At 62.1% G+C, this 21,010-nt stretch carries 17 protein-coding genes and 1 tRNA gene; 10 read left to right on the forward strand and 8 right to left on the reverse strand.

Annotated features, from left to right (window positions below; all coding sequences use genetic code 11):
- Positions 1–135: 135 nt before the first annotated feature.
- On the forward strand, positions 136–1,662 hold the full coding sequence (locus I7X09_RS02730) for a multicopper oxidase family protein (protein WP_200315454.1): 1,527 nt from the start codon (positions 136–138) through the stop codon (positions 1,660–1,662).
- Here I7X09_RS02730 and I7X09_RS02735 read toward each other — a convergent pair.
- Together I7X09_RS02735 and I7X09_RS02740 are read right to left on the reverse strand one after the other, a co-directional pair.
- The gene (locus tag I7X09_RS02735) at positions 1,656–2,294 is read right to left on the reverse strand and encodes a response regulator (RefSeq protein ID WP_200315456.1); all 639 of its coding nucleotides are present in this window, start codon (positions 2,292–2,294) and stop codon (positions 1,656–1,658) included. The genes I7X09_RS02730 and I7X09_RS02735 overlap by 7 nt on opposite strands.
- Positions 2,291–3,436, reverse strand: coding sequence for a sensor histidine kinase (locus I7X09_RS02740; protein ID WP_234036781.1), 1,146 nt, complete (start codon positions 3,434–3,436; stop codon positions 2,291–2,293). Before I7X09_RS02740 ends, I7X09_RS02735 begins: the two co-directional genes overlap by 4 nt.
- Positions 3,437–3,539: 103 nt before the next feature.
- On the opposite strand from I7X09_RS02740, the gene I7X09_RS02745 reads away from it, so the two are divergent.
- From I7X09_RS02745 to I7X09_RS02755, 3 genes are all read left to right on the forward strand, one after another.
- Entirely contained in the window at positions 3,540–4,988 is a 1,449-nt protein-coding gene (locus tag I7X09_RS02745; RefSeq protein WP_124566575.1) for an acyl-CoA dehydrogenase family protein, read from the forward strand.
- Between the two features lie 27 nt (positions 4,989–5,015).
- The gene (locus tag I7X09_RS02750; RefSeq protein ID WP_003942363.1) at positions 5,016–6,221 is read left to right on the forward strand and encodes an acyl-CoA dehydrogenase family protein; all 1,206 of its coding nucleotides are present in this window, start codon (positions 5,016–5,018) and stop codon (positions 6,219–6,221) included.
- A gap of 173 nt (positions 6,222–6,394) precedes the next feature.
- Positions 6,395–8,029 (forward strand): acyl-CoA synthetase, encoded by a 1,635-nt coding sequence (locus I7X09_RS02755; RefSeq protein ID WP_095969144.1) that lies wholly within the window; start codon positions 6,395–6,397, stop codon positions 8,027–8,029.
- Between the two features lie 6 nt (positions 8,030–8,035).
- Here the strand turns inward: I7X09_RS02755 and I7X09_RS02760 are convergent, their stop codons facing one another.
- The 3 genes from I7X09_RS02760 to I7X09_RS02770 are packed head-to-tail and all read right to left on the reverse strand — an operon-like array spanning position 8,036 to position 11,570.
- The gene (locus tag I7X09_RS02760; protein ID WP_200315463.1) at positions 8,036–9,364 is read right to left on the reverse strand and encodes an amidohydrolase family protein; all 1,329 of its coding nucleotides are present in this window, start codon (positions 9,362–9,364) and stop codon (positions 8,036–8,038) included.
- A 40-nt stretch (positions 9,365–9,404) separates the two neighbouring features.
- Positions 9,405–10,382, reverse strand: a complete 978-nt coding sequence (locus I7X09_RS02765; RefSeq protein ID WP_003942293.1) for an isopenicillin N synthase family dioxygenase — start codon at positions 10,380–10,382, stop codon at positions 9,405–9,407.
- A 15-nt stretch (positions 10,383–10,397) separates the two neighbouring features.
- Positions 10,398–11,570 carry a nitrate ABC transporter substrate-binding protein gene (locus I7X09_RS02770; protein WP_200317637.1) on the reverse strand — a complete coding sequence of 391 codons (1,173 nt, stop codon included), beginning with the start codon at positions 11,568–11,570 and terminating at the stop codon, positions 10,398–10,400.
- A gap of 269 nt (positions 11,571–11,839) precedes the next feature.
- Between I7X09_RS02770 and I7X09_RS02775 the strand changes: the two genes are divergently transcribed.
- The 4 genes from I7X09_RS02775 to I7X09_RS02790 are packed head-to-tail and all read left to right on the forward strand — an operon-like array spanning position 11,840 to position 15,283.
- A complete protein-coding gene (locus I7X09_RS02775; RefSeq protein WP_200315465.1) occupies positions 11,840–12,622 on the forward strand; it encodes an ABC transporter ATP-binding protein in 783 nt (260 codons plus the stop codon).
- Complete coding sequence (locus tag I7X09_RS02780) at positions 12,619–13,524, forward strand: ABC transporter permease (protein ID WP_200315467.1); 906 nt, start codon at positions 12,619–12,621, stop codon at positions 13,522–13,524. The genes I7X09_RS02775 and I7X09_RS02780 overlap by 4 nt, the downstream gene beginning before the upstream one ends.
- The gene (locus tag I7X09_RS02785) at positions 13,521–14,591 is read left to right on the forward strand and encodes an isopenicillin N synthase family dioxygenase (RefSeq protein ID WP_095969138.1); all 1,071 of its coding nucleotides are present in this window, start codon (positions 13,521–13,523) and stop codon (positions 14,589–14,591) included. The genes I7X09_RS02780 and I7X09_RS02785 overlap by 4 nt, the downstream gene beginning before the upstream one ends.
- Positions 14,592–14,638: 47 nt before the next feature.
- The gene (locus tag I7X09_RS02790) at positions 14,639–15,283 is read left to right on the forward strand and encodes a GntR family transcriptional regulator (protein WP_124566577.1); all 645 of its coding nucleotides are present in this window, start codon (positions 14,639–14,641) and stop codon (positions 15,281–15,283) included.
- 4 nt (positions 15,284–15,287) lie between these two features.
- Here the strand turns inward: I7X09_RS02790 and I7X09_RS02795 are convergent, their stop codons facing one another.
- Together I7X09_RS02795 and I7X09_RS02800 are read right to left on the reverse strand one after the other, a co-directional pair.
- Complete coding sequence (locus I7X09_RS02795) at positions 15,288–16,064, reverse strand: esterase/lipase family protein (RefSeq protein ID WP_200315469.1); 777 nt, start codon at positions 16,062–16,064, stop codon at positions 15,288–15,290.
- A 73-nt stretch (positions 16,065–16,137) separates the two neighbouring features.
- Positions 16,138–16,211: transfer RNA gene (locus I7X09_RS02800), tRNA-Met, on the reverse strand.
- A 448-nt stretch (positions 16,212–16,659) separates the two neighbouring features.
- On the opposite strand from I7X09_RS02800, the gene I7X09_RS02805 reads away from it, so the two are divergent.
- On the forward strand, positions 16,660–17,214 hold the full coding sequence (locus I7X09_RS02805) for a transglycosylase family protein (protein ID WP_003942299.1): 555 nt from the start codon (positions 16,660–16,662) through the stop codon (positions 17,212–17,214).
- An 89-nt stretch (positions 17,215–17,303) separates the two neighbouring features.
- Here the strand turns inward: I7X09_RS02805 and I7X09_RS02810 are convergent, their stop codons facing one another.
- Positions 17,304–20,219 (reverse strand): UPF0182 family protein, encoded by a 2,916-nt coding sequence (locus I7X09_RS02810; protein WP_234036932.1) that lies wholly within the window; start codon positions 20,217–20,219, stop codon positions 17,304–17,306.
- Positions 20,220–20,393: 174 nt separating this feature from the next.
- Here I7X09_RS02810 and I7X09_RS02815 point away from each other — a divergent pair, with 174 nt between their 5' ends.
- Positions 20,394–20,996 (forward strand): PPA1309 family protein, encoded by a 603-nt coding sequence (locus I7X09_RS02815; RefSeq protein ID WP_019747831.1) that lies wholly within the window; start codon positions 20,394–20,396, stop codon positions 20,994–20,996.
- Positions 20,997–21,010: the final 14 nt, after the last annotated feature.

Raw genomic sequence — 21,010 nt, forward strand, 5'->3', positions numbered from 1 at the left:
AACCGCGTACCAGAACATCCCACCCGTCGCAAGGGTCCGAGGGAGGAGTCCCGTCAGGCCCGTCGGCAGGATTCGGCACGACATCTCGACCCGTTGACTGGAAGTAGTTGATCACGCACTACTTCCAGGAGAACGATGAACCGGATTTCCAGGCGCACGATTCTGTTCGGTCTGGCCGCCGCGCCCCTCGGGCTCACGGTGGGCTGCGGCGCCGACCCAGCAGCGAAGAGCGCCACGCTGGCAGTGTCCGGATCTTCGCGTCCGCTACCGATTCCGCCGCTGGCCGACTCCACCGTCGACCCCGCCGGTATTCGCCACTTCACACTCCGCGCCGGTGCCGGAACCACCGAGGTCGTCGCGGGAAAACTCACCGACACTTGGGGTTTCAACGGATCCATCCTGGGACCCACCATCCGTGCCGAACGCGGAGAATCTGTCGCTTTCACGATCGACAACACACTGGCCGAGCCCACGACCGTCCATTGGCACGGCATGCATCTGCCCGCCAGATACGACGGTGGCCCGCACCAGACCATCGAAGCCGGCGGACGCTGGGAACCGGCGTGGACGATCAGCCAGTCTGCCTCGACGCTCTGGTATCACCCACACCCGCACGGATCCACCGAGCGGCACGTGCAGCGCGGTCTCGCCGGACTGTTCCTGATCGACGATGCCGACACGCGGGCGTTGGACATCCCCAAAACCTATGGTGTCGACGATGTTCCGCTGATAATCCAGGACCGTCGATTCCTCGCCGACGGTAATTTCGACGAATCAGATCCGACCGACATCGGCCTGCTCGGCGACACGATCGTCACCAACGGCATCTCCGACGCCTACCTCGACGTCACCACCGGGGTCGTCCGGTTGCGCATTCTGAACGGCTCCTCCGGCCGTCTCTACAACCTGGGGTTCCCCGACGACCGGACGTTCGATCTGATCGCCACCGACGGCGGACTGCTCGAATCACCGATTCCGATCAAGCGGATTCAGCTCAGCCCCGGCGAACGAGCCGAGATCGTGGTTCGCGTCGACCCCGGCGCGACGACCACACTTGTGTCGTTCCCGATCGAGGACGGCGGCGGCGTGAGCGCCTCCGACGCAGAGAACTTCGGCATGAACGACCGCTTCGACATCGTCGAGCTGCGGGGGGTCGCCAGCCGCGCGTCACGGTCGACTCTCCCGGCGCAGTTGGTCGTACTGCCGCGTCTGGATCCGTCGAAGGCAAGCGTGTCCCGAACCTTCGATCTGCAGTGGTACATGATCAACGGGCAACGAATGGACATGAACCGCATCGACTTCGAGGCCGAGGTCGGCGCCGCCGAGGTGTGGACGATCACCAACAAGGACAACTGGCCACACAATTTCCATGTCCACGACGTACAGTTCCAGATCCTCGACGTCGACGGTCGCACTCCCCCGCCGCACTTGCGCGGACCCAAGGACACCGTCTACGCACCGCCAGGCAGCAGGATTCGCGTCGCACTGCAGTGGTCCGAGTACACCGATCCCACCTTCCCGTACATGTTCCACTGCCACCTGCTGATGCACGAGGACCAAGGGATGATGGGCCAATTCCTCGTCCTCGAACCGGGGCAGAAGGCGGCTCCGATGCAGATGGACATGCCGATGCCTTCGTCTGGTTCGCACTCCGGTCACTGAAAGTTCTGCAAGTGGTACACGGCGAGGCGAACCCGATTGTCGCAACCGGTCTTCGACATCAGGTTCGCCACGTGCGTCTTCACCGTGGTCACACCGAGATGCAGCGTGTCCGCGATCTCCTGATTGCTCTTCCCTTCTGCCACCAGTGCGAGGACCTGCGATTCGCGATCGGTCAACGGAACCTTGTCCGTCACAGCAGTGTCTGCGATACCACCGATCACCGCTCGATCCACGACGCGGCGGAGAAGTTCCGGAGTGAACACCATCTCGCCCTCGGCGATCCGCCGAATGGCACCGAGCAACTCGGCGGGTTCGGTGTCCTTGACGAAGAATCCCGAAGCCCCCGCGGCGAGTGCGGGATACAGATGATCGTCGTCGTCGAAGGTGGTCAGCACGAGAATTCGCGCTCGTCGACCTGCCTTGACGATCTGCTGCGTGGCACCGATCCCGTCCAGCCCGGGCATTCTCAAGTCCATCAGAATCACGTCGGGATCCAGTTCCGCAGCGAGCGCTACCGCATCGACGCCGTTCGACGCCTCACCGGCCACGGTCATGTCCTCGGCTGCCGCGCACAGCATCCGCAAACCGGCGCGCACCAGTCGCTGGTCGTCGACGATCAGCACGCTGATCACGAGACACCGCCCGAGACGACCAGTGGAATACTCACGTGCACTTCCCATTTCCCGTCACTATTGGTGCCGGCGGTCATCTCGCCGCCGACCAACTCCGCGCGCTCCTGCATTCCCACCAGGCCATGACCTGCATTCCGGGGCGATCCCTCGACGTCGTTGACAACTCTGACGTCCACCCGGTTGTCGTCGCGACCGACCGAGACCGATACCGGCCCCTTCTTGTCGCCGTGCTTCATGACGTTGGTCAGTGATTCCTGAACCACCCGCAACAACGTCAGCCTCCCGATCGCGTCGAGGTCGGCTGCGCCTGACCCGACATTCCCCTGGGTATCGAAGACTGCCTGCACCTCGAAACCCGCCGCACGCACACGATCTATCGCCGCCTCGATTTCCGCGTCGACGGCATCCGGCTCGACCAGAGCGACTTCACCGAGCGAAGGATCACGAAGGGCGACCAGGAGGCGACGGATATCGGCCAGCGCATCGGACGCAGTCCCACGCACATCCGCGAGGACCTCGCGCACGGCCTCGTCTTGGGGTGCCAAGACATGTTGAGCCACGCCGATTCTCAGGACGATCGATGCCATGTGGTGTGCAACCAGGTCGTGCAGTTCGCGGGCAAGCGCACTGCGCTCCGCAGCGCGGGTCTGCGCAAGATTGTTCGCGGCCAATTCACGCTGCGAGCGCAGGTACAGCCCCAGGAGCAGCGGCAGCCCTACGTAGGCAAGCACTTTCACAGCCGTGGTGACAGAGAAGAATGCTTCGTGAGATTCGAACCAGATCCCCGCGAGCACCGAACCGCACCATCCTGCTGCCGATACGGCAACTGTTTCTCTACGCTCGGCCCGCATCGTGACGTCGACGACGGCGACCGCCCCGAGATACGGGACCAGTTCGGACAGTCCCCAGGCGTCGGCGACGAACATCGGAACAGCCAGCGCCGAGATGACCAGGGACGCGAAGACCGGCCATCGACGGCCGACGACGAAGGCGAGCGCCGACAGCATCGACAGAATCCAGTAGCTGACAGGAACTCGATACTCCCCCGGATACGTGCTGGCGATCAACAGGCACGGGACCACCACCAACGGTGCGTAGCGCACATACCGCTGTATCCGATCTGGCACCTCTGTCCGGTTCACCCCTCGAGCCTATGACGCGCATCATTTCTCGGTTTCTCGACAACAGACCTTACTGATGAGTAAGATAAGAATCGTCCAACGCCCCAACACCGAGAAACAGCTGGTGATCATGACCAAGCAAGACAGTGTTGCCCCCGACAAGAGCGCTCAGCGCAGCGAATCGGGCGCGCAGCGCGGCGGCGCCAAGGGTGCGCCCCGCGACACGTCCGCCGTCGGCCTGAACCCGATCAAACGCGACGCCATGGGCGCAGCCATGCGTGTGCTTACCAAGATCACCGGTTCGGAACTGGCCGAGAAGTTCAATCTGCGTCAGACCATCGATCGCGTGACCTACGAGGGCACCAAGACGGGCTTCAAAACCCTCGGTGCCGCGACTCGCGGATTCCAGAAGGTCTCGGGCAACGGTGCACCCAAGCGCCTGCCCGACAACCCGAGCAAGAACGCCGACTACTTCGACCTCACCCCGGACGACGACCAGAAGATGATCGTCGAGACGGTGCGTGAGTTCGCGGCCGAGATTCTGCGTCCAGCAGCGCACGACGCCGACGGCGCAGCGCAGGCCCCCGCCGATCTCTCCAAGCGCGCGGCCGAGCTCGGTATCACGCTGATCAACGTTCCCGAAGAACTCGACGGAGCAGCCGCCGATCGCGGCGCAGTCACCAATTCTCTTGTTGCCGAAGCACTTGCGCACGGAGACATGGGACTTGCACTTCCGATCCTCGCACCCAGCGGCGTTGCAGTTGCACTGACGCAGTGGGGCACCGACGCGCAGCAGAAGACCTACCTTCCGGCCTTCACCGGCGAGCAGGTCCCCGGCGCAGCAGTGGTGGTCAACGAACCACGCGCACTGTTCGATCCGTTTGCCCTGCAGACCAAGGCAGTGCGCTCCCCCAGCGGCTACAAGCTCAACGGCGTCAAGAGCTTGGTGCCCGCCGCCGCTACGTCCGAACTCTTCGTCATCGCCGCAGAACTCGACGGCAAGCCGTCCTTCTTCATCGTCGAATCCGACACCAAGGGACTCGTCGTCGAAGCAGATCCCAGCATGGGTCTGCGCGCCGCCGGTCTGGGTCGCCTGATCCTCACCGACGTCGCCGTGTCGGAGTCCGCACTGCTCGGCGACGGTGATGCCGATCAGCGCAAGGCCGAGTATGCCGACGCGATTCGACTGGCCCGCCTCGGTTGGGCGTCCATGGCCGTCGGAACCAGCCAGGCAGTTCTCGACTACGTGATTCCGTACGTCAACGAGCGCGAAGCGTTCGGCGAGCCGATCAGCCACCGCCAGGCGGTTGCATTCATGGTCGCCAACATCGGCATCGAACTCGACGGACTGCGTCTGGTCACGCTTCGCGGCGCTTCACGCGCCGAGCAGGGCTTGTCCTTCGCTCGCGAATCCGCTCTGGCCCGGAAGCTGGCTTCCGAGAAGGGCATGCAGATCGGCCTCGACGGTGTGCAACTCCTCGGTGGACACGGTTTCACCAAGGAACACCCGGTCGAGCGCTGGTACCGCGACCTCCGTGCCATCGGCGTTGCCGAGGGCATCGTCCTCATCTGACGCCGCTGAACTTCCAGGAGAACCACGATGATCAACCTCGAACTTCCCAAGAAGCTCAAAGCATCAGCGAACCAGGCACATCAGGTCGCGGCGCAGATCTTCCGACCCATCTCACGTAAGTACGATCTTGCTGAGCACGAGTACCCCGTCGAACTCGACACCATGGCCGCCATGGTCGAAGGTCTCTCCGATTCCGGTGGAGACATCGGCGGTGCCAGTGGCGGACGGTCAGACGCGAGCGCCAAGGGCGGCAACGCCAACGGCGGCAACATGTCTGCGCTCCTCAACTCGCTCGAAACATCTTGGGGCGACGTAGGACTCATGCTCTCGATCCCCTACCAGGGGCTCGGCAACGCCGCGATCGCCGCAGTGTCCACCGACGAACAGCTCGAACGTTTCGGCAAGGTGTGGGCGTCGATGGCCATCACCGAACCGAGTTTCGGTTCCGACTCCGCCGCAGTGACCACCACCGCCGTTCTCGACGGCGACGAGTGGGTTCTCAACGGCGAGAAGATCTTCGTCACCGCCGGTGAGCGTTCGACGCACATCGTCGTGTGGGCGTCGGTCGACAAGTCGAAGGGTCGAGCGGCCATCAAGTCGTTCGTCGTTCCGCGTGACGCACCGGGCCTGAGCGTTGCTCGTCTCGAGCACAAGCTGGGCATCAAGGCCTCCGACACCGCAGTACTCCTGCTCCAGGATTGCCGCATTCCCGCGGACAACATCCTCGGCAGCCCGGAGGTCAACGTGGAGCAGGGCTTTGCCGGCGTCATGCAGACGTTCGACAACACCCGGCCCCTCGTTGCAGCCATGGCGGTCGGCGTCGGACGCGCAGCTCTCGAAGAACTGCGCGGCATCCTGACCGAAGCCGGTGTCGAGATCTCCTACGACACACCGGTCTACAACCAGCATGCAGCTGCAGCCGAGTTCATCCGTTTGGAAGCCGATTGGGAGGCCGCGTACCTGCTGTCTCTGCGCGCGGCGTGGATGGCGGACAACAAGAAGCCGAACTCGCTCGAAGCGTCCATGTCCAAGGCGAAGGCCGGCCGCACCGGCACCGACGTGACACTCAAGGCAGTCGAGTTGGCCGGCACCTACGGCTACTCGCAACGCCCGTTGCTCGAGAAGTGGGGCCGCGACTCGAAGATTCTCGACATCTTCGAGGGCACCCAGCAGATCCAGCAGCTGATCGTCGCACGCCGCCTGCTCGGAAAGTCGTCCGCCGAACTGAAGTGACGGTCGAATTGCAGTGACGGTCGCACAGACCCGATCCCGACACACTCCGCCCCGCCACCTTTCGAGGTGGCGGGGCGGACTGCTCGGTCGCCATCGTGAAACTTCACCACCGAAACCTGATTGCCCATTAGTGTGTAATCAGTCCTACAACGACGCTCGGAAGAGGTTCACGTATGCCCGGATTGGTCACCAAGGTCACTGACACCATCGGCGCGGCGGGGGTCATGATCCGAGCCGGACTCGTCCCGTTCCCTCGCCTCGATCGCGGGCTCAAATCCATTGCAGCCGTGGACAAGTACGGACCCTTTGCCGGGCCGGTCCATGCACACGCCGAGAGCGGCTACGACGCGGTGGCGATCATCGACGAACGCGGACCCATCACCTATGCCGAGCTCGAGCGTCAGAGCAACGCGTTGGTCCGGGCGTGGCAGGCCGACGGCATCACGTCCGACTCCGTCATGGGTGCGATGTGCCGTAACCATCGAGGCTTGGTCCTGACCATGCTGGCGGCAGCGAAGAACGGAACAAAGCTCGTTCTCATGAACACGGGCTTCGCACGGCCCCAACTCGTGGACGTCGCCGCGCGGGAGAAGGTGGTCGCCTTCGTCTACGACGACGAGTTCGCGGACATCGCCGATGCCTTGCCCGACGACGTCGTCGTCTATCGTTCCTGGCCAGAGGGCACGGCCGCTGACGGTTCCACGGCAGCGACTCTCGACGAGGCCATCGCCGGACGCACCACGTCGTCGGTGCCGGCACCCGAGAAGAACGGTGGTTTCGTCCTCCTCACCAGCGGGACTACGGGAACTCCCAAGGGTGCGCCGCGTGGCCACACCTCCCCTCTCGCGTCGGCGCAATTCCTCGACCGCGTGCCGTTGCGCCGCGGACAAACCATGATGATGGCGGCCCCCGCCTTCCACGGAACCGGCGTCTCGCAGTTCGCTCTCGCATTGGCACTCGGCCAGACCGTCGTCATGCATCGAAAGTTCGATCCGGAGAACACGATCAAGCTTGTCGCCCAGTACAAGTGCGACAGTCTGGTCGTGGTCCCGACGATGCTCACTCGCATCATCGACCTCGGTCCCGAAGTGCTGTCCCAGTACGACACGTCGAACCTGAAGATCATCTTCTCGGCAGGGTCGTCACTCTCACCCGACCTGTGCAAGCGAGTCACGGCCTCGTTCGGGTACGTCCTCTACAACCTGTACGGATCCACCGAGGTCGCAGTGGCCACGGTCGCAACACCCGAGGATCTGACCATCGCTCCGGGAACCGCCGGTCGAGCCCCGGTGACGTGCCACGTCGAACTGTTCGACGAGAACAACAAGAAGATCACCACCCCACACACGATCGGCAGGATCTTCGTCGCGAGCGGACTGAGCTTCGAGGGATACACCGACGGGCGTGACAAGGAACGTATCGACGGACTCCTCTCGACCGGCGACGTCGGACACTTCGACGCCAACGGCCTCCTCTTCGTCGACGGCCGCGACGACGACATGATCGTTTCCGGTGGCGAGAACGTCTACCCGCTCGAAGTCGAGAACTTGCTCGCCGACCGCGAGGATGTCCTGGAAGCGGCAGTCATCGGAGTCGAGGACGCCGACTTCGGTCACCGCCTGCGAGCGTTTGTCGTCGTCGCTCACGGCGCCGACCAGAACTCCGAGGAATTGAAGGATCACGTCCGGTCGAATCTGGCGCGCTACAAGGTTCCCCGCGAGATCGTCTTCATCGACGAGCTTCCCCGCAACGCCACCGGAAAGCTGTTGCGCCGCGTCCTGATCGAGATGGAGATCAGCGAAGGCTGAGCACGGTCACATAGCGCTGAGCGTCCGGATCAATTCCGCCTCGTCGACGCGCGTGGAGTGCCCGTCGCGGAGCACGACCTCGCCTGCAACGAACACCGTGTCCACGATCTGACGACTGCCCGTCGTGAGAATGGACGCGCCCGGATCTCGCACCGGGAGGCAGCCGAAGTCACGTTCGAACCGAATCATGGTGAGGTCGGCGGGATCGCCCACGGAGATCCCGCCAGACCTGGCCGGCAGACCGAGTGCTGCGTTTGCACCGCCGGATGCGATGTCGATCATGGCCTCGAAGCCGAACAGGTCGGCGCGGCCGCGCGCGGCTCGCTGGACATAGGCACCGGTGCGCAGCGTCTCGAGCATGTCCTGAGTGTCGTTGCTGGCTGCGCCGTCCACACCCAACCCCACCGCGATCCCCGCGTCGAGGAAACTCGGGACGGGCGCGATTCCGCTACCGAGGCGCATGTTGCTGACGGGGTTGTACGACACTCCGACGCCGCGCTCCGCCAGCACCTTCTGACCACGGTCGTCTAGTTCCACGCAGTGGACCGCCAGCACCCGGTCCCACAAAAACCCATGGGAATCCAGGTAGTCGACCGCGTTCACGCCCGCGTGTTCGGTACACATCGCGTTGTCGGTCTGCGTCTCGAGCAGGTGGATCGAGACCGTCAGGTCGCGAGCCTGCGCAAACTCACGCACTTCCGACATCCCCTCCGGGGTCAGCGAACGCGGGTTCGGTACCGCGACCGCCACGTCGACGCGGGAACCGGCAACGTCGCGCATCATCTGATCCGTATGTGCGAGAACATCTCCGAGTGGTTGCATGAGCCGCGGATCGAAGCCCCACTTCCTCGTCTTGTCCGCCCGGTCTGCGGTTCCGCGTCCCAGCACGGCTCGAATTCCGGTGTCGTGCAACGCCCGGATCACGGCATCGTGAACCTCGCTGGACGGGTGCGGCCACATGTGTTCGACCAGGGTCGTCGTACCGCTGCGCAATGCCTCCAGCGAGGCTGCGACAGATGCCGCGTATGCGCGCTCCGGCGTGATCTGAACCGACTCTTCTGCGACCGCGAGTAGCCATTCGAGAAGCGGTGTCCCTTCGGCTATGCCACGCATCAGTGACTGCTGAAGGTGCGTATGGGTGTTGACGAACCCAGGGATCAGATACGCCCCCGATCCGTCCACACCTCCAGGTGTGGCAGTGCCGGTCGACTTCTCGATCGATTCGACCACCCCATTCGAGACGACGACGTCACGGCCGGTCAGCCATTGCCCGCCGCTGTACAACGTCACGTCCCGGATGATCGCGTCGGTAATGTTCTTGGGCACGGTAGTCATCGCCAGTTCTCCTGAAAGTGTGTGACGGAACGGATACGGATCAACGCGCGAAGTTCGCGCGTACTCGCTGGTCGATGTAGTCCTCGGCAGTGATCGGCGGGTACTTGCCCGCTGGGCCCTCGATGGTCACGTCGCGGTTCGCCTGAGCGAAGAACGCGAGGCTGTAGCGGGCTCCCCGATAGTCGGTGACTCCGGGACTCTTGACTCGATGAAAATTCGACGGCAGGACGTCATCACTCCATCTCATCAGCATGTCGCCGATGTTGCAGGTGATCGCTTCCTCGGCCGGCACCACCGACGTCCATTCCTGGGTGTCCATCTCCTTGCCCGGGCACAGTTGCAACCCGCCCTGACCGTCACGCTGGAAAAGCAATGTCAGGCAATCGAAATCGGTGTGTGCTCCGGCACGCCACATCCCTTCGACATCTGCGTCGGCGGCAAGGGGGAAGTAGTGGAGTAGTCGCAGTGTGCTCTGGTAGGTGTCCACCGACGGGTCATGTGCCCTGGTGAAGAAGTCTCGTTCGAATCCCAGCTTCTCGGCGAAGCACGAGAGCAGGTCCATCGCAATGCCCCAGCACTTGGCTTCGAAGTCCAGGATCGTTTCGCGGAATCCGCCCAATTCGTCTGCAGTGGGCCACAGATCACCCATATGCGGGCGGGTCACCTGGTAGGACTCTTTCTGATCAGGTGTTCCGATGGAGGGACGCACCTGCGTCATGCTCTCCCAGCCGGAGTTGAAACCCTTCTTGAGCGGATACTGCGCTTTGACCTCAGTGGGCAGTGCAAAGAATCGCTCGGCCGCCGCGAAAGCCTCGCGGACTTGGTCCAGATCGATTCCGTGATTGACGATTTGAAAGAATCCGATGTCGGTCGCTGCCGACCACAACTCCTCGGCGATCTCGCTTCGCCGGTTCTCGAAATCCGAGAGATCGATTCTTCGGACCTCGCGGTCGGTGGTCTCCGTGCCCAGGCCACCCATGCGAGTCTCGCGGTTGAGTTCTGTCATGTCGTACGTCATTTGCTGTCAGCTCCTTCAGCGGATTCCGATGGACCGATCGGTGAATTTGTCGGTGTAGATCTCTTCAGCAGTCAGTGACTGCGGTATCGCCGCACCCCCGGAGTTCAGGATGGGCTTCAGTTCTTCGACGGTGTGGGCGACTCGCGTCATGTCGAACGTGCCGACAGATCCGTCTGCCTCGTTCGCGATCAGGCCTTTTTCTTTCAGAAGCTGGGCACTGAACGCTGCTTCACCCTCGGTGTAGGGAGAGAACGACACGTCCTGCGAGACGACGTCGACAATGGCAGCATTCGCCGTATCCGGCGCAGTGATGTAGTCCGCGGTGGCCTGCTGAATGATCGGAACCAGCTTGCTCAAACACGGCGAGAGTGTCTCGACCTTGTCGGCACGAACGGAAACATTGGACGCGTAGATGTCGAAACCCGAATCTTTCAGCAGGTCATAGGAAACCGGCTTCTCCCACGCCGGCGTCTCCTTCTCGTACGTGTACGGTTCCGAATTCGCGAATCCTTGCTGAGCGATGGTCGGGTCACCGACAAATCGTGAGGGAGCTCCGTCGTAGCTCGTGTCGAGCTGAGACTGCTTCAGTAGTCCTTTCGCAACGAGCCACTGCGGAAAGAGTTGCTCTTTGGAAACGACGACACTCGCGTCGGACTTGCCGATGTCGGCAACACTCGTCCAGTCCGGATGCGACTCTTTGTCCCACATGAGGATTGCCGGACTGTATTTGAGCAATGGCGTGACGGCAACAACGGGCTGACTTGCCGCGGCCGCGATCACCTGATCGCCGTGCACCAAGCCGAGAGTGATGGAATCGTCGACGTACATCTGGGAGCTGACGGTTTGGAACCCGATTGCCGGTCCCCCGGCCCGCAAGGTCAGGCCGACTCCGGTGTCCTTCCCTTCGGCGACGAGAGTCCCACTGACGGACTTGTCGTCGGTGTCGACCGAATAGCCGGGACCGAGCATCTCGAAGAGCGCTCCCATATCCGACTGTGGCTGCCATTGGAGTTGAACCACAACGTTTTCCGGACAGAGACCCGCCAGGTTCTGAGCCTCAGCAGCTGGTTCGAGAGATTCAGCCTTGGCCGTCTCAGCCTCACTGGAGCTGCACGCAGTCAATCCGATGGCTGCACACAAGGCCAGTGCCGCGCCCGCCGCTCCCACACTTCTGCGATTGGAATGCATCTTGCGGTTTGAACACACAGCGTCTCCTTCGTGAAAACAATTGGGATGTGGGCGAACCAAGCAGGGTGATCCGATGAGCACACTCTGCAGCACTTGGATTACATGCAATGCACTTGTTGTTTCCATCAGGTAACGCACGCCGTAGTTCGACCTTCACCTGCAATGTCACCTCACATTTACATTCAGCAATCTAGGCGACATACATGCAATTCAAGATAGTTCCTACAACTTGAAGAACTTTTGCATGCATTATCGAACCGGAGGCTCAGATGGAACTCGCGAACACGATGCAGGATGCCGACGCTCGCAAGCTCACCGCGCCGATGCAGATGGTCTTTTCCGACGTCGTCAAGAAGTTCGATACCGGCACTGTCGCGCTGGACGGCATCGATCTGGACGTGGAGCGAGGAGACTTCGTCGCCGTGGTCGGGCCCTCCGGCTGTGGCAAGTCGACTTTGTTGCGCATGGCGGCCGGCCTCGAGCGACCGACCAGCGGAGCGGTTGCCCTCGACACCGAATCAGTTGGCTTCATCTTCCAGGAGCCGACTCTCCTCCCCTGGCGAACCGTGCAGGCCAACGTCGAACTATCCGCCGAACTCGGTGGCGGCGACAAAGCAGCGCGAAAATTGCGCGCCGACGAGGCAATTCGCGCAGTGGGACTTGCGGACTTCGCGAAACAACTGCCCAATGCGTTGTCAGGCGGAATGAAGATGCGCGTCTCTTTGGCGCGAGCGCTCACTCTCGCACCTGCTGTGATGCTGCTCGACGAACCTTTTGGTGCGCTCGACGAAATGACACGACTGGAGATGCAGGTAGAGCTCCAAAGGCTCTACACCGAAAAGGGATTCACCTCGATGTTCATCACGCACTCGGTATCCGAGGCCGTCTACCTCGCAAACAAGGTGGTCGTCATGACCGCCCGGCCTGGACGAATCCATTCGGTCGTGGACATCGATTTCCCGTACCCGCGTAGCCCGGAACTGCGCTACGACGCCCGATACACCGAATATGTCGCCGAGATCTCGGCCAGTCTGCACGGGAGCCTACGATGACCGAAGTTCTTGCAGTTCAACGAGAAAACGCCACACGCCCTACCGTTGTTCGCCCCGATTCTGCGACAACGAGCCAAGCCGAGGTACAGCCTCGACGGTCCTCTCGAATGAGAGCGCTCGGCGCCCTGGTGCTCTATCCGTTGCTCTCACTTGCAGGCGCGGTCGCAGCGTGGTCGATCGTCAGCTACCTTGTCCTCTCCCCCGAACGCCGGTTTCTCCTCCCGCCCCCGAGTCAGGTGCTGACCAAGTCGCTGCTCGACTGGAAACATCTCTCTCCCATGCTCGAAGCCCTCTCCGTGACGGCGCAGGTTGCACTGGTCGGCTTCGTCGTCGCAGTGGCAGTCGGCGTCGGAACCGGCGTGTTGATGAGCCAAGCCAAGTGGATCGAGCGGATCGTCTATCCGTACGCCGTTGTTCTGCAAGTCATTCCCATCCTTGCCATCGTGCCCCTCATCGGCCTCTGGTTCGGCTACGGCATGACCGCTCGTACTCTGGTGTGTGTTCTCATCGCAGCCTTCCCGATCATCACCAACACACACTTCGGTTTACAGTCGGTCGATCGCGGATTGCACGAACTCTTCACCCTCGGACGAGCGTCACGGTGGGATCGACTGGTGAAACTCGAACTGCGAGCGGCAATGCCGGCCATTCTCACCGGCATTCGCACCGCCTCCGGCCTCGTTGTGGTCGGTGCCATCATCGGCGACATGTTCTTCGCCAAAGGACAACCCGGGATCGGAACCCTGCTCGACGTCTACCGAAGCCGCCTTCAGTCCGAGGATCTGATCGCCGCGATCGTGATCGCGTCGGTGTTCGGCGTCCTCGTCTTCTCTGCCTTTGGATTCCTCTCACGTGTGCTCGTCGGCAAGTGGCACACGTCCGGCCGCAAGGACTTTAAATGACCCACGAAATTCCTGTCTTCGACATTCCTACGATCGATATCACCCCGTACCGCCGCGGCGAGGCAGCGGTTGCGAACGCAACCAACAGCACTGCCTGCGCGGAGGTCGCAGCCCAACTCGATCGTGCGTGCCGGGAGGTCGGATTCATACAGATTGTCGGACACAGCATTCCACGATCGGTGACCGACGGACTGGCCGACGCTCTCGACGAATTCTTTGCTCTCCCACTCACGGTGAAGAACAACTATCGCCGTCCCTCGTCCGAGAACCGTGGCTACTCACCACCGAAGTCGGAATCACTCAGCATGAGCCTGGGCGTCGCCTCTGCAAACCAGATGAACGATTTCTACGAAGCGATAGTCGTGGGCACGCAGGTGAGCGACTATCCGGGCGTCGACCTGCCCGAGTCCAGCTACGCCGCCAACACCTGGCCCGTGGCCGCGCCCGGATTCCGACCGGCCATCGAAGAGTATTTCCGTCATGCACAGGGCTTGGCACGAATCCTGATGTGCGCCTTTACCGACGCCCTCGGATTGCAGCCCGGGTACTTCGATTCGATGCTCGACCATTCGATCGACGCGATGAAGATGAACAACTACGCACTGCCCGAAGGTGAGATCCGCATCTCCGGCGACATGACGGGAATGGGTGCTCACACCGACTTCGGAATTTTGACCATCCTGTGGGCAGATCAAGTCCCGGGCCTTCAAGTTCTGAGTGCCGATGGCGTATGGCACGACGTCCAACCTGCCGACGGCGCACTCTTGATCAACCTCGGCGACGCGATGGCACGCTGGACGAACGACCGATGGCGCTCGACCGTGCACCGAGTCGACCCACCTGTCGTTGATGGTCGAATTATCCGACGTCGCTCTGCTGCATTCTTTTTCGACGGAAACCACGACGCCGTCATCGAAGCACTGCCAGGGACTCTCGCACCGGGCGAAGTGGGATACCCGCCGATCACGATCGCTGAGAACATCGCGGCCAAAGTGGCCGGACTGAAAGGCGCGATGAAGTCCGAGGTCGACAGTCGCAGCGCTGACCGAGTGCGCGCCGCTGGATAGCGCTCCCGGGTACGGTCGAGATCGTGCAGGATCGAAATGAGGACAAGATGACCACCACCGAACGAGCTTTACTCACCGAGTCCGTGCACGAAACGCTTCGCGAACTGATCTTTTCGGGAGAGTTGGCGCCGGGGACACCACTGAGCGTTCCCGCACTGGCGAGCAAACTCAATGTCAGTCGAACGCCGGTCCGCGAGGCCGTGCAGCAGTTGATCTACGAGGGCATCGCCGTCCACACCCGAAATGCGGGTGCAAAAGTTGATTCACTGGACGCAGAGTCGCTGCGCGCGGTCTTCGAGGTGCGTGAGGTTCTCGACGGTCTCGCGGCGTTCAACGCGACAGCCAATGCCACCCACGAAACCGTGTCACAGTTGAACAAGATGGTGCAGGTCCAACGCGAACTTCTCGAGAGCCCGCCGGATCAGCGTCGAGATTCGAAGCTGGACCTCGAGTTCCACACCTTGATTCGTGAGACTGCGTGCAATCACCCGCTCAGTGAAGCCCTTCACCGACTGGACGGACAATCACATCTCTTCCGTTCGGACATGTGGAGCCTCGAGCTCAATCGGCGGATCGCTGTCACCGAGCACGCTCGTATAGTCGCGGCCATCGAATCGGGTGACGCCTTGGGAGCCAGAACTGCCGCGAGCGCACACGTAGCCGGGCTACTCGTCCGAACAACCCGGACCTGAAGCCTCACCGAAATGACGGGAACAACGTGTCCGGCCAGGCGATGTCGCCGTCGCTCTCGTCCACGAACGAACCGACACAGTCGCGTCCCAGCGCACTGATCGTTCCCGAGAGCACCTCTGGATGCTCGAGTTCGGCGAGGTGGTCTGCTCCGGTTCCGGCACCGGGAACGCCATCGATGTACACCCGGCACTGGCCCCCGTCCAACCGACCGTCCGCCCACTCACCCGAGCCCTGTACCACCGAATAGTAGGCGGAACCAGGAGTGTCCTCACCTGAGTTCAGCTTGGTCAGAACCTCGGAGAACATGCAGGTGTCGTAGCCGTCGGCAGGGCCTTGCACGCAGCCACCGGGGCTGCCGTATTGCGGCGCTCCGATTGCGACCAATGAATCCACGGTGTCGGAGCCACCGAGGAACTTCGCGTAGTACCGGGCACTCAGTCCGCCGGCGCTGTGCGCGACCACGCCGACATATGTGGCGTCAGCGGCGTAGGTACGAATCGCCTCGGCCATCAGTTCGGCATCTGCGGCAATCGTTTTGCCGGGAGCATCGACGAAGTGCGTCTCGTAGCCCGCATCCTTCAGTGCCCCGTCGAGGGCGCGGTAAGGCGCCTGATGTGCCTCGCCTGAGCTGTACAGCTGCTGGCCCGGAACGATGAAGACCACGCGTTTCCCTGTCGCGCCCCCTCCACCGGCGGTGGCAATGCCACCAGAGAGCACCAACGCAGCCGTCACGAGGAAAGCGGTCACTGCCGAAGACACGGGCACCGTCGAAAATCGCACGTCGCAACCCTACGACGGACGCACGCAAAAAAGGACCGCCGCACTGGAATCCAGTGCGGCGGTCCTTTTCTAGTAGCGGGGACAGGATTTGAACCTGCGACCTCTGGGTTATGAGCCCAGCGAGCTACCGAGCTGCTCCACCCCGCGATGCATGGACAAAGTTACACGAGCAGATGAACGGAACGCAAATCGCCTGCGCTGGAGCGAAATACACGCCTGAAAGTCACAAATTCGAGTGACTGGGTTCACAAAATACTCGTGAGGATCAACACATAACAGGTATGTAACGAACACACCTCGAAACCGCATCGGAACGGCCCTACCAGCGCAAACTGCAAAATTCGCCTACAAGAGCCGACCGGGCAGTCCGGAAAATCGCGAATCGACCCTCGTTCAGCGCTCCCGTACGGTCGGTCCCGGCCCGAATCAACCGGGCGAACGCCGACCCGCCGCTGCTCGACTCTGCCCCGCGGGATCGGAACCCCCGAAACCTTCGAGGGGCAGAGGCACGGAGAGACAAGCGCCCGGGAAGTCAGCATCACCGCGACCCGCAGGCCCGCCGATGTCAGCAAGCGCGGAGAGGATTTACCCCGACATGACGTACACCAGCATCAGCAAGCGTGCATTCGGCACATTGGCAGTAGCCGGCGCACTTGTCGCAGTGCCCCTCACCATGAGCACCGGCACCGCTTCCGCAGCCACCCACAACTGGGACGGCGTCGCACAGTGCGAGAGCGGTGGCGACTGGAACATCAACACCGGAAACGGCTACTACGGCGGCCTGCAGTTCTCGCAGAGCACCTGGACCGCCAACGGTGGCACCGGCTCGCCGGCCAACGCTTCCAAGGAAGAGCAGATCCGCGTCGCCGAGAACACCCTGCAGAGTCAGGGCCCCGGCGCATGGCCCGTCTGCGGCCAGCGTCTGACCGTCGCGAGCGAGCCTGCAGTCGAAGAGGCTCCCGCCGCAGCACCGGCTCCCGTCGCCGAGGCACCCGCAGTTGCTCCCGCCATCGAGATCCCGGCCGAGCTCAAGCCCGCCGCACAGCAGGCCTACGACACCGCTCGTGACCTCGCCGGCCAGTACGGCTTCGCCGCACAGTTCCAGCAGCTCTCCGATGCCAACGCACCGATCGTTGCTGCACTGCGCTGATTCAGCTCGCACAGCTTCACCTGAGCACCCAAGAAGGCCCACCATCCGATCGGATGGTGGGCCTTCTCTTGTTCACGAACTGACTCCGCTTACCTCGGCAGCGCCTGGTACGCGTCGACAGCCTTCTGCAGGCGGTCGAGCGCAGCACCGTAGCTGGTGAAGTCACCGCTCTGTTGCGCCGACTTCAATGCCGCCATTGCCGAATTGACCTCGGCCAGCGCCTTCGATACGTCATCCGAAGAAGCCGGCGGGGCCGGCGCCGTCGGAGTTGTCGGCGTTTCCGGTTGCGCTCCGGTATCCGGATCGGGTGCCGGCTGGGTGACCGTCGCTGCCGAACCTGCGCCCGGCCAAATCTGACTGATCGCCTCGGAGACGGTCGGTGCATAACCGATCCGAATGCCGTTGGTGTCGCTGAAGCTCACCAGCACACGCGCCAACTGAGGGAACGCGTTCTGCGAGTTTCGCTGCGAGTACAAGGGCTCGACGTAGAGGATTCCGCCCTCGGCGATCGGCAGAGTCAGCAAGTTTCCGTACTGAATCTTGTTCGACTGCTTGAGCAGTGACACTTCCGAAGCAACACGCGAATCCGACGTCATCGCAGACTGAGCCTGCTGTGGACCCTGAGTCTGCGTATCGGTCGGCAACTGAAGCACCGTGAACTTGCCGTAGTTCTCCTTGTCGTTCGCCACGGAGATGTAGGCCGACAGCAACTCACGACTGAACCCGACCATCGGACTGGTCAGACGGAAATCCGCCTTCGCGGTGTCCTTGTCGCCCACCAGCACGTAGTACGGCGGCTGGTTGGCCGACGTGTCGATCGTCGGATCGCTCGGAACCGACCAGAACGCGTTGTTGGTGAAGAACTCACTCGGATCGTCGACGTGGTACTTCGCGAGCATCTCTCGCTGAACCTTGAACATGTCTTCCGGGTAGCGGAAGTGCGCCTGCAGGTCGTCCGAGATTTCACTCTTCGGCTTGACGGTGTTCGGGAAGACCCCCATCCACGCCTTCAGAACCGGATCCTGCTCGTCGACCTGATACAGCGTGACGGTGCCGTCGTAGGCGTCGACCGTAGCCTTCACGGAGTTACGGATGTAGGAGAACTCCTGACGCGGAATGAGGCGCCCGGTCGTCTGGTCGATACTGTCCTCGACCAACCCGTCGAGCGAACTGCGCTGCGCGTACGGGTAGTCCTGGGCAGTGGTGTAGCCGTCGATGATCCACTGCATCTTGCCGTCGACCACTGCGGGGTAGGCAGCGCCGTCGGTCGTCAGCCAAGGCGCGACCTCCTCGACCCTTTCCTTCGGATCACGCTTGAAGATGATCTTGGAGTTCGAGCCGATTGCACTCGAGAACAGGATGTTGCGCTCGGTGTACTTCGCCGCGAATGCAAGACGGTTGAACCAGTTGCCGATCGAAACGCCACCCGAACCCGTGTAGGTGTACTTCGAGGTGTCGGTGTCGTACTCACGCGGTCCCTCGCCGTCGACGGAACCGACGATCGAGTAATCGGCGTCCGACTGGCTGATCACCTCGCCGTAGTACGAACGCGGATTGTCCACCTTGAGATTCTCGTTCTCGGGTGTGGTCGTCAGGTCACTGACCGAGTAGATCGGGTAGCCACCGGTGTTGTTCTGGCTGTCGCCCTGTACGGCCGTGACTTCGTTTGCCTGGGCCGCGACGAAACCGTTGCCGTGCGTGTAGACCGTGTGCTTGTTGATCCAGTCCGTCTGGTTGCCGGAAAGGTTGTTCGGCGACAGCTCGCGCGCTGCGACAACGAAGTCGCGCAACTGGCCGTCTTGTTCGTAACGGTCGACGTTGAGCGTCTGCGGGAACCCGTAGAAGTTCTTGAGCTGACGCTGAGCTGTGAACGTCGGCGACAGAATGGTCGGATCCAACAAGCGGGTGTTCGCGATCGTGGTCCGGTCGGCCGGAACATCCTGGGGCTGCTTGGTGCCAACTCCCGGATAGTCGACGTAGTCGACGTTTTCTTCGGTGATCCCGTACGCCTGACGAGTGGCTTCGATGTTCCGCTCGATGTACGTGCTCTCCTTCTGCGCCGCATTGGGCTTGACGGAGAACTGCTCGACGATCATCGGGTAGACCGCACCGACCAGCACCGACGAAAGAACCAGGAGAGCGACCGCCATGGCCGGTATCCGAAGATCCCGCGTGAAGATCGACGCGAAGAACGCCAAGGCGCAGATGACTGCGATGGACAACAGGATGAGCTTCGCCGGCAGCACCGCGTTGATATCAGTGAAGCCCGGACCGGTGAACGTCGGTTCCTTACGACTGCTCGACATCAACGAGTACCGATCGAACCAGTACGCAACCGCCTTGAGGAGCACGAAGGTTCCAGCGATCACAGCGAGTTGAATACGAGCGGCAGTGGTGAATGTTCCAGCGCGCCCGGCCAATTTGATTCCACCGAAAACGTAGTGGGTGATCAGGTTTGCCACGAAGGCCAGCAGGATCGAGACGAACAACCAGTTCAACACGAAACGGTAGAACGGCAGATCGAACGTGTAGAAGCTGACGTCCATGTTGAACTGCGGATCGGTGATGCCGAACGGTTGGCCGTTGAGGAACAACTGGATGGTGACCCAGTTTGCCTGCGCGATGAGACCGGACAGGATGCCGATCGCCACCGGAATGATCACGCCGAACAGTCGAAGTCGCGACATCACGGTGGTGCGGTAGCGCGCGATCGGATCATTGGGTCCGGAGACCGGGACGAACACCGGCCGCGCGCGGTACGCGAGAAGCATCGCGAGCCACACGATGGCTCCGACGACAATTCCGACGACAAGGAAGAGAACGAATCGCGTCAGCAGAACCTTGGTGAACACACCACGGAAGCCGACTTCACCGAACCACAACCAGTCCGTGTACATGCCGATCAGTCGCGGCCCCACGAGCAGCAAGGCCGCCACTACGACAGCCACCACCAACAAGATTCGACTGCGTCTGGACAGAGAGGGTAAACCTGCGGGGGGCCGCATGCCCACGTGCCACGCTCCAAGATTTGGCGACGCCGTGGCGTCGCAACCGATTGCATCGATCACTGCGGCCACGCCCGAGTGGACTTGGCCGTTTCCGACCACTCTACGTAACAACGGTCACGGGTTGACAACACGGAGAGCGGGGACCCGGACAGAAGGTGGGAGGATGAACGTGTGAGTGAAGAGAATATGAGCAGATCACCGAGTGCCCTCGCCCGGTGCGTTCATGAAGTTGTCGACCACATCGACGCCGAAGGCTGGGATCAACCGCCGAAGCTGTACGCGTTGGTGCCCACCGAGATGCTCGCCGCGGCCGAGCCCGGACTGCTCGACCAACTCGCCGAGGGCGCCGAATACACACCGATCGAACAGGAATCGCTTCCCGAGGACATCATCGGCGGTTCTCGCGCACTCGACGAGTTTCTGGCTACGACGCATTGGCCCGAGTCGGTGCAGGGCTGCATCCTGGTGCAGGAGATCGTCGTCCTGCCGCCCGAGGCGGAATCGGATCTCGATCACGCGACAGCGCCGGTGTTGACCGATCAGCACGCGGCGGACGAGGTCGCTCGACTGACTGCCAACGCGCATCCCGATCGACGCGAAGCGCGACTGTTCGTCGGCGTGCTGCGTGACGGTCCTTCGCTGTCGCTTCTACAGATGCGTCCCGACGAGGATGCGGATCCGTACGGCGACTTGGAACTGCTCACCTACGACGGTCTTGCACCTCACCTCGTGCACGCGCTGTACGCGACGCTCGACGAGGTCGAAGAAGACTGACGGACTCTCTCTTC

The organism is Rhodococcus sp. P-2 (assembly GCF_016598535.1).
GTDB classification, from domain to species: domain Bacteria; phylum Actinomycetota; class Actinomycetes; order Mycobacteriales; family Mycobacteriaceae; genus Rhodococcus_F; species Rhodococcus_F baikonurensis.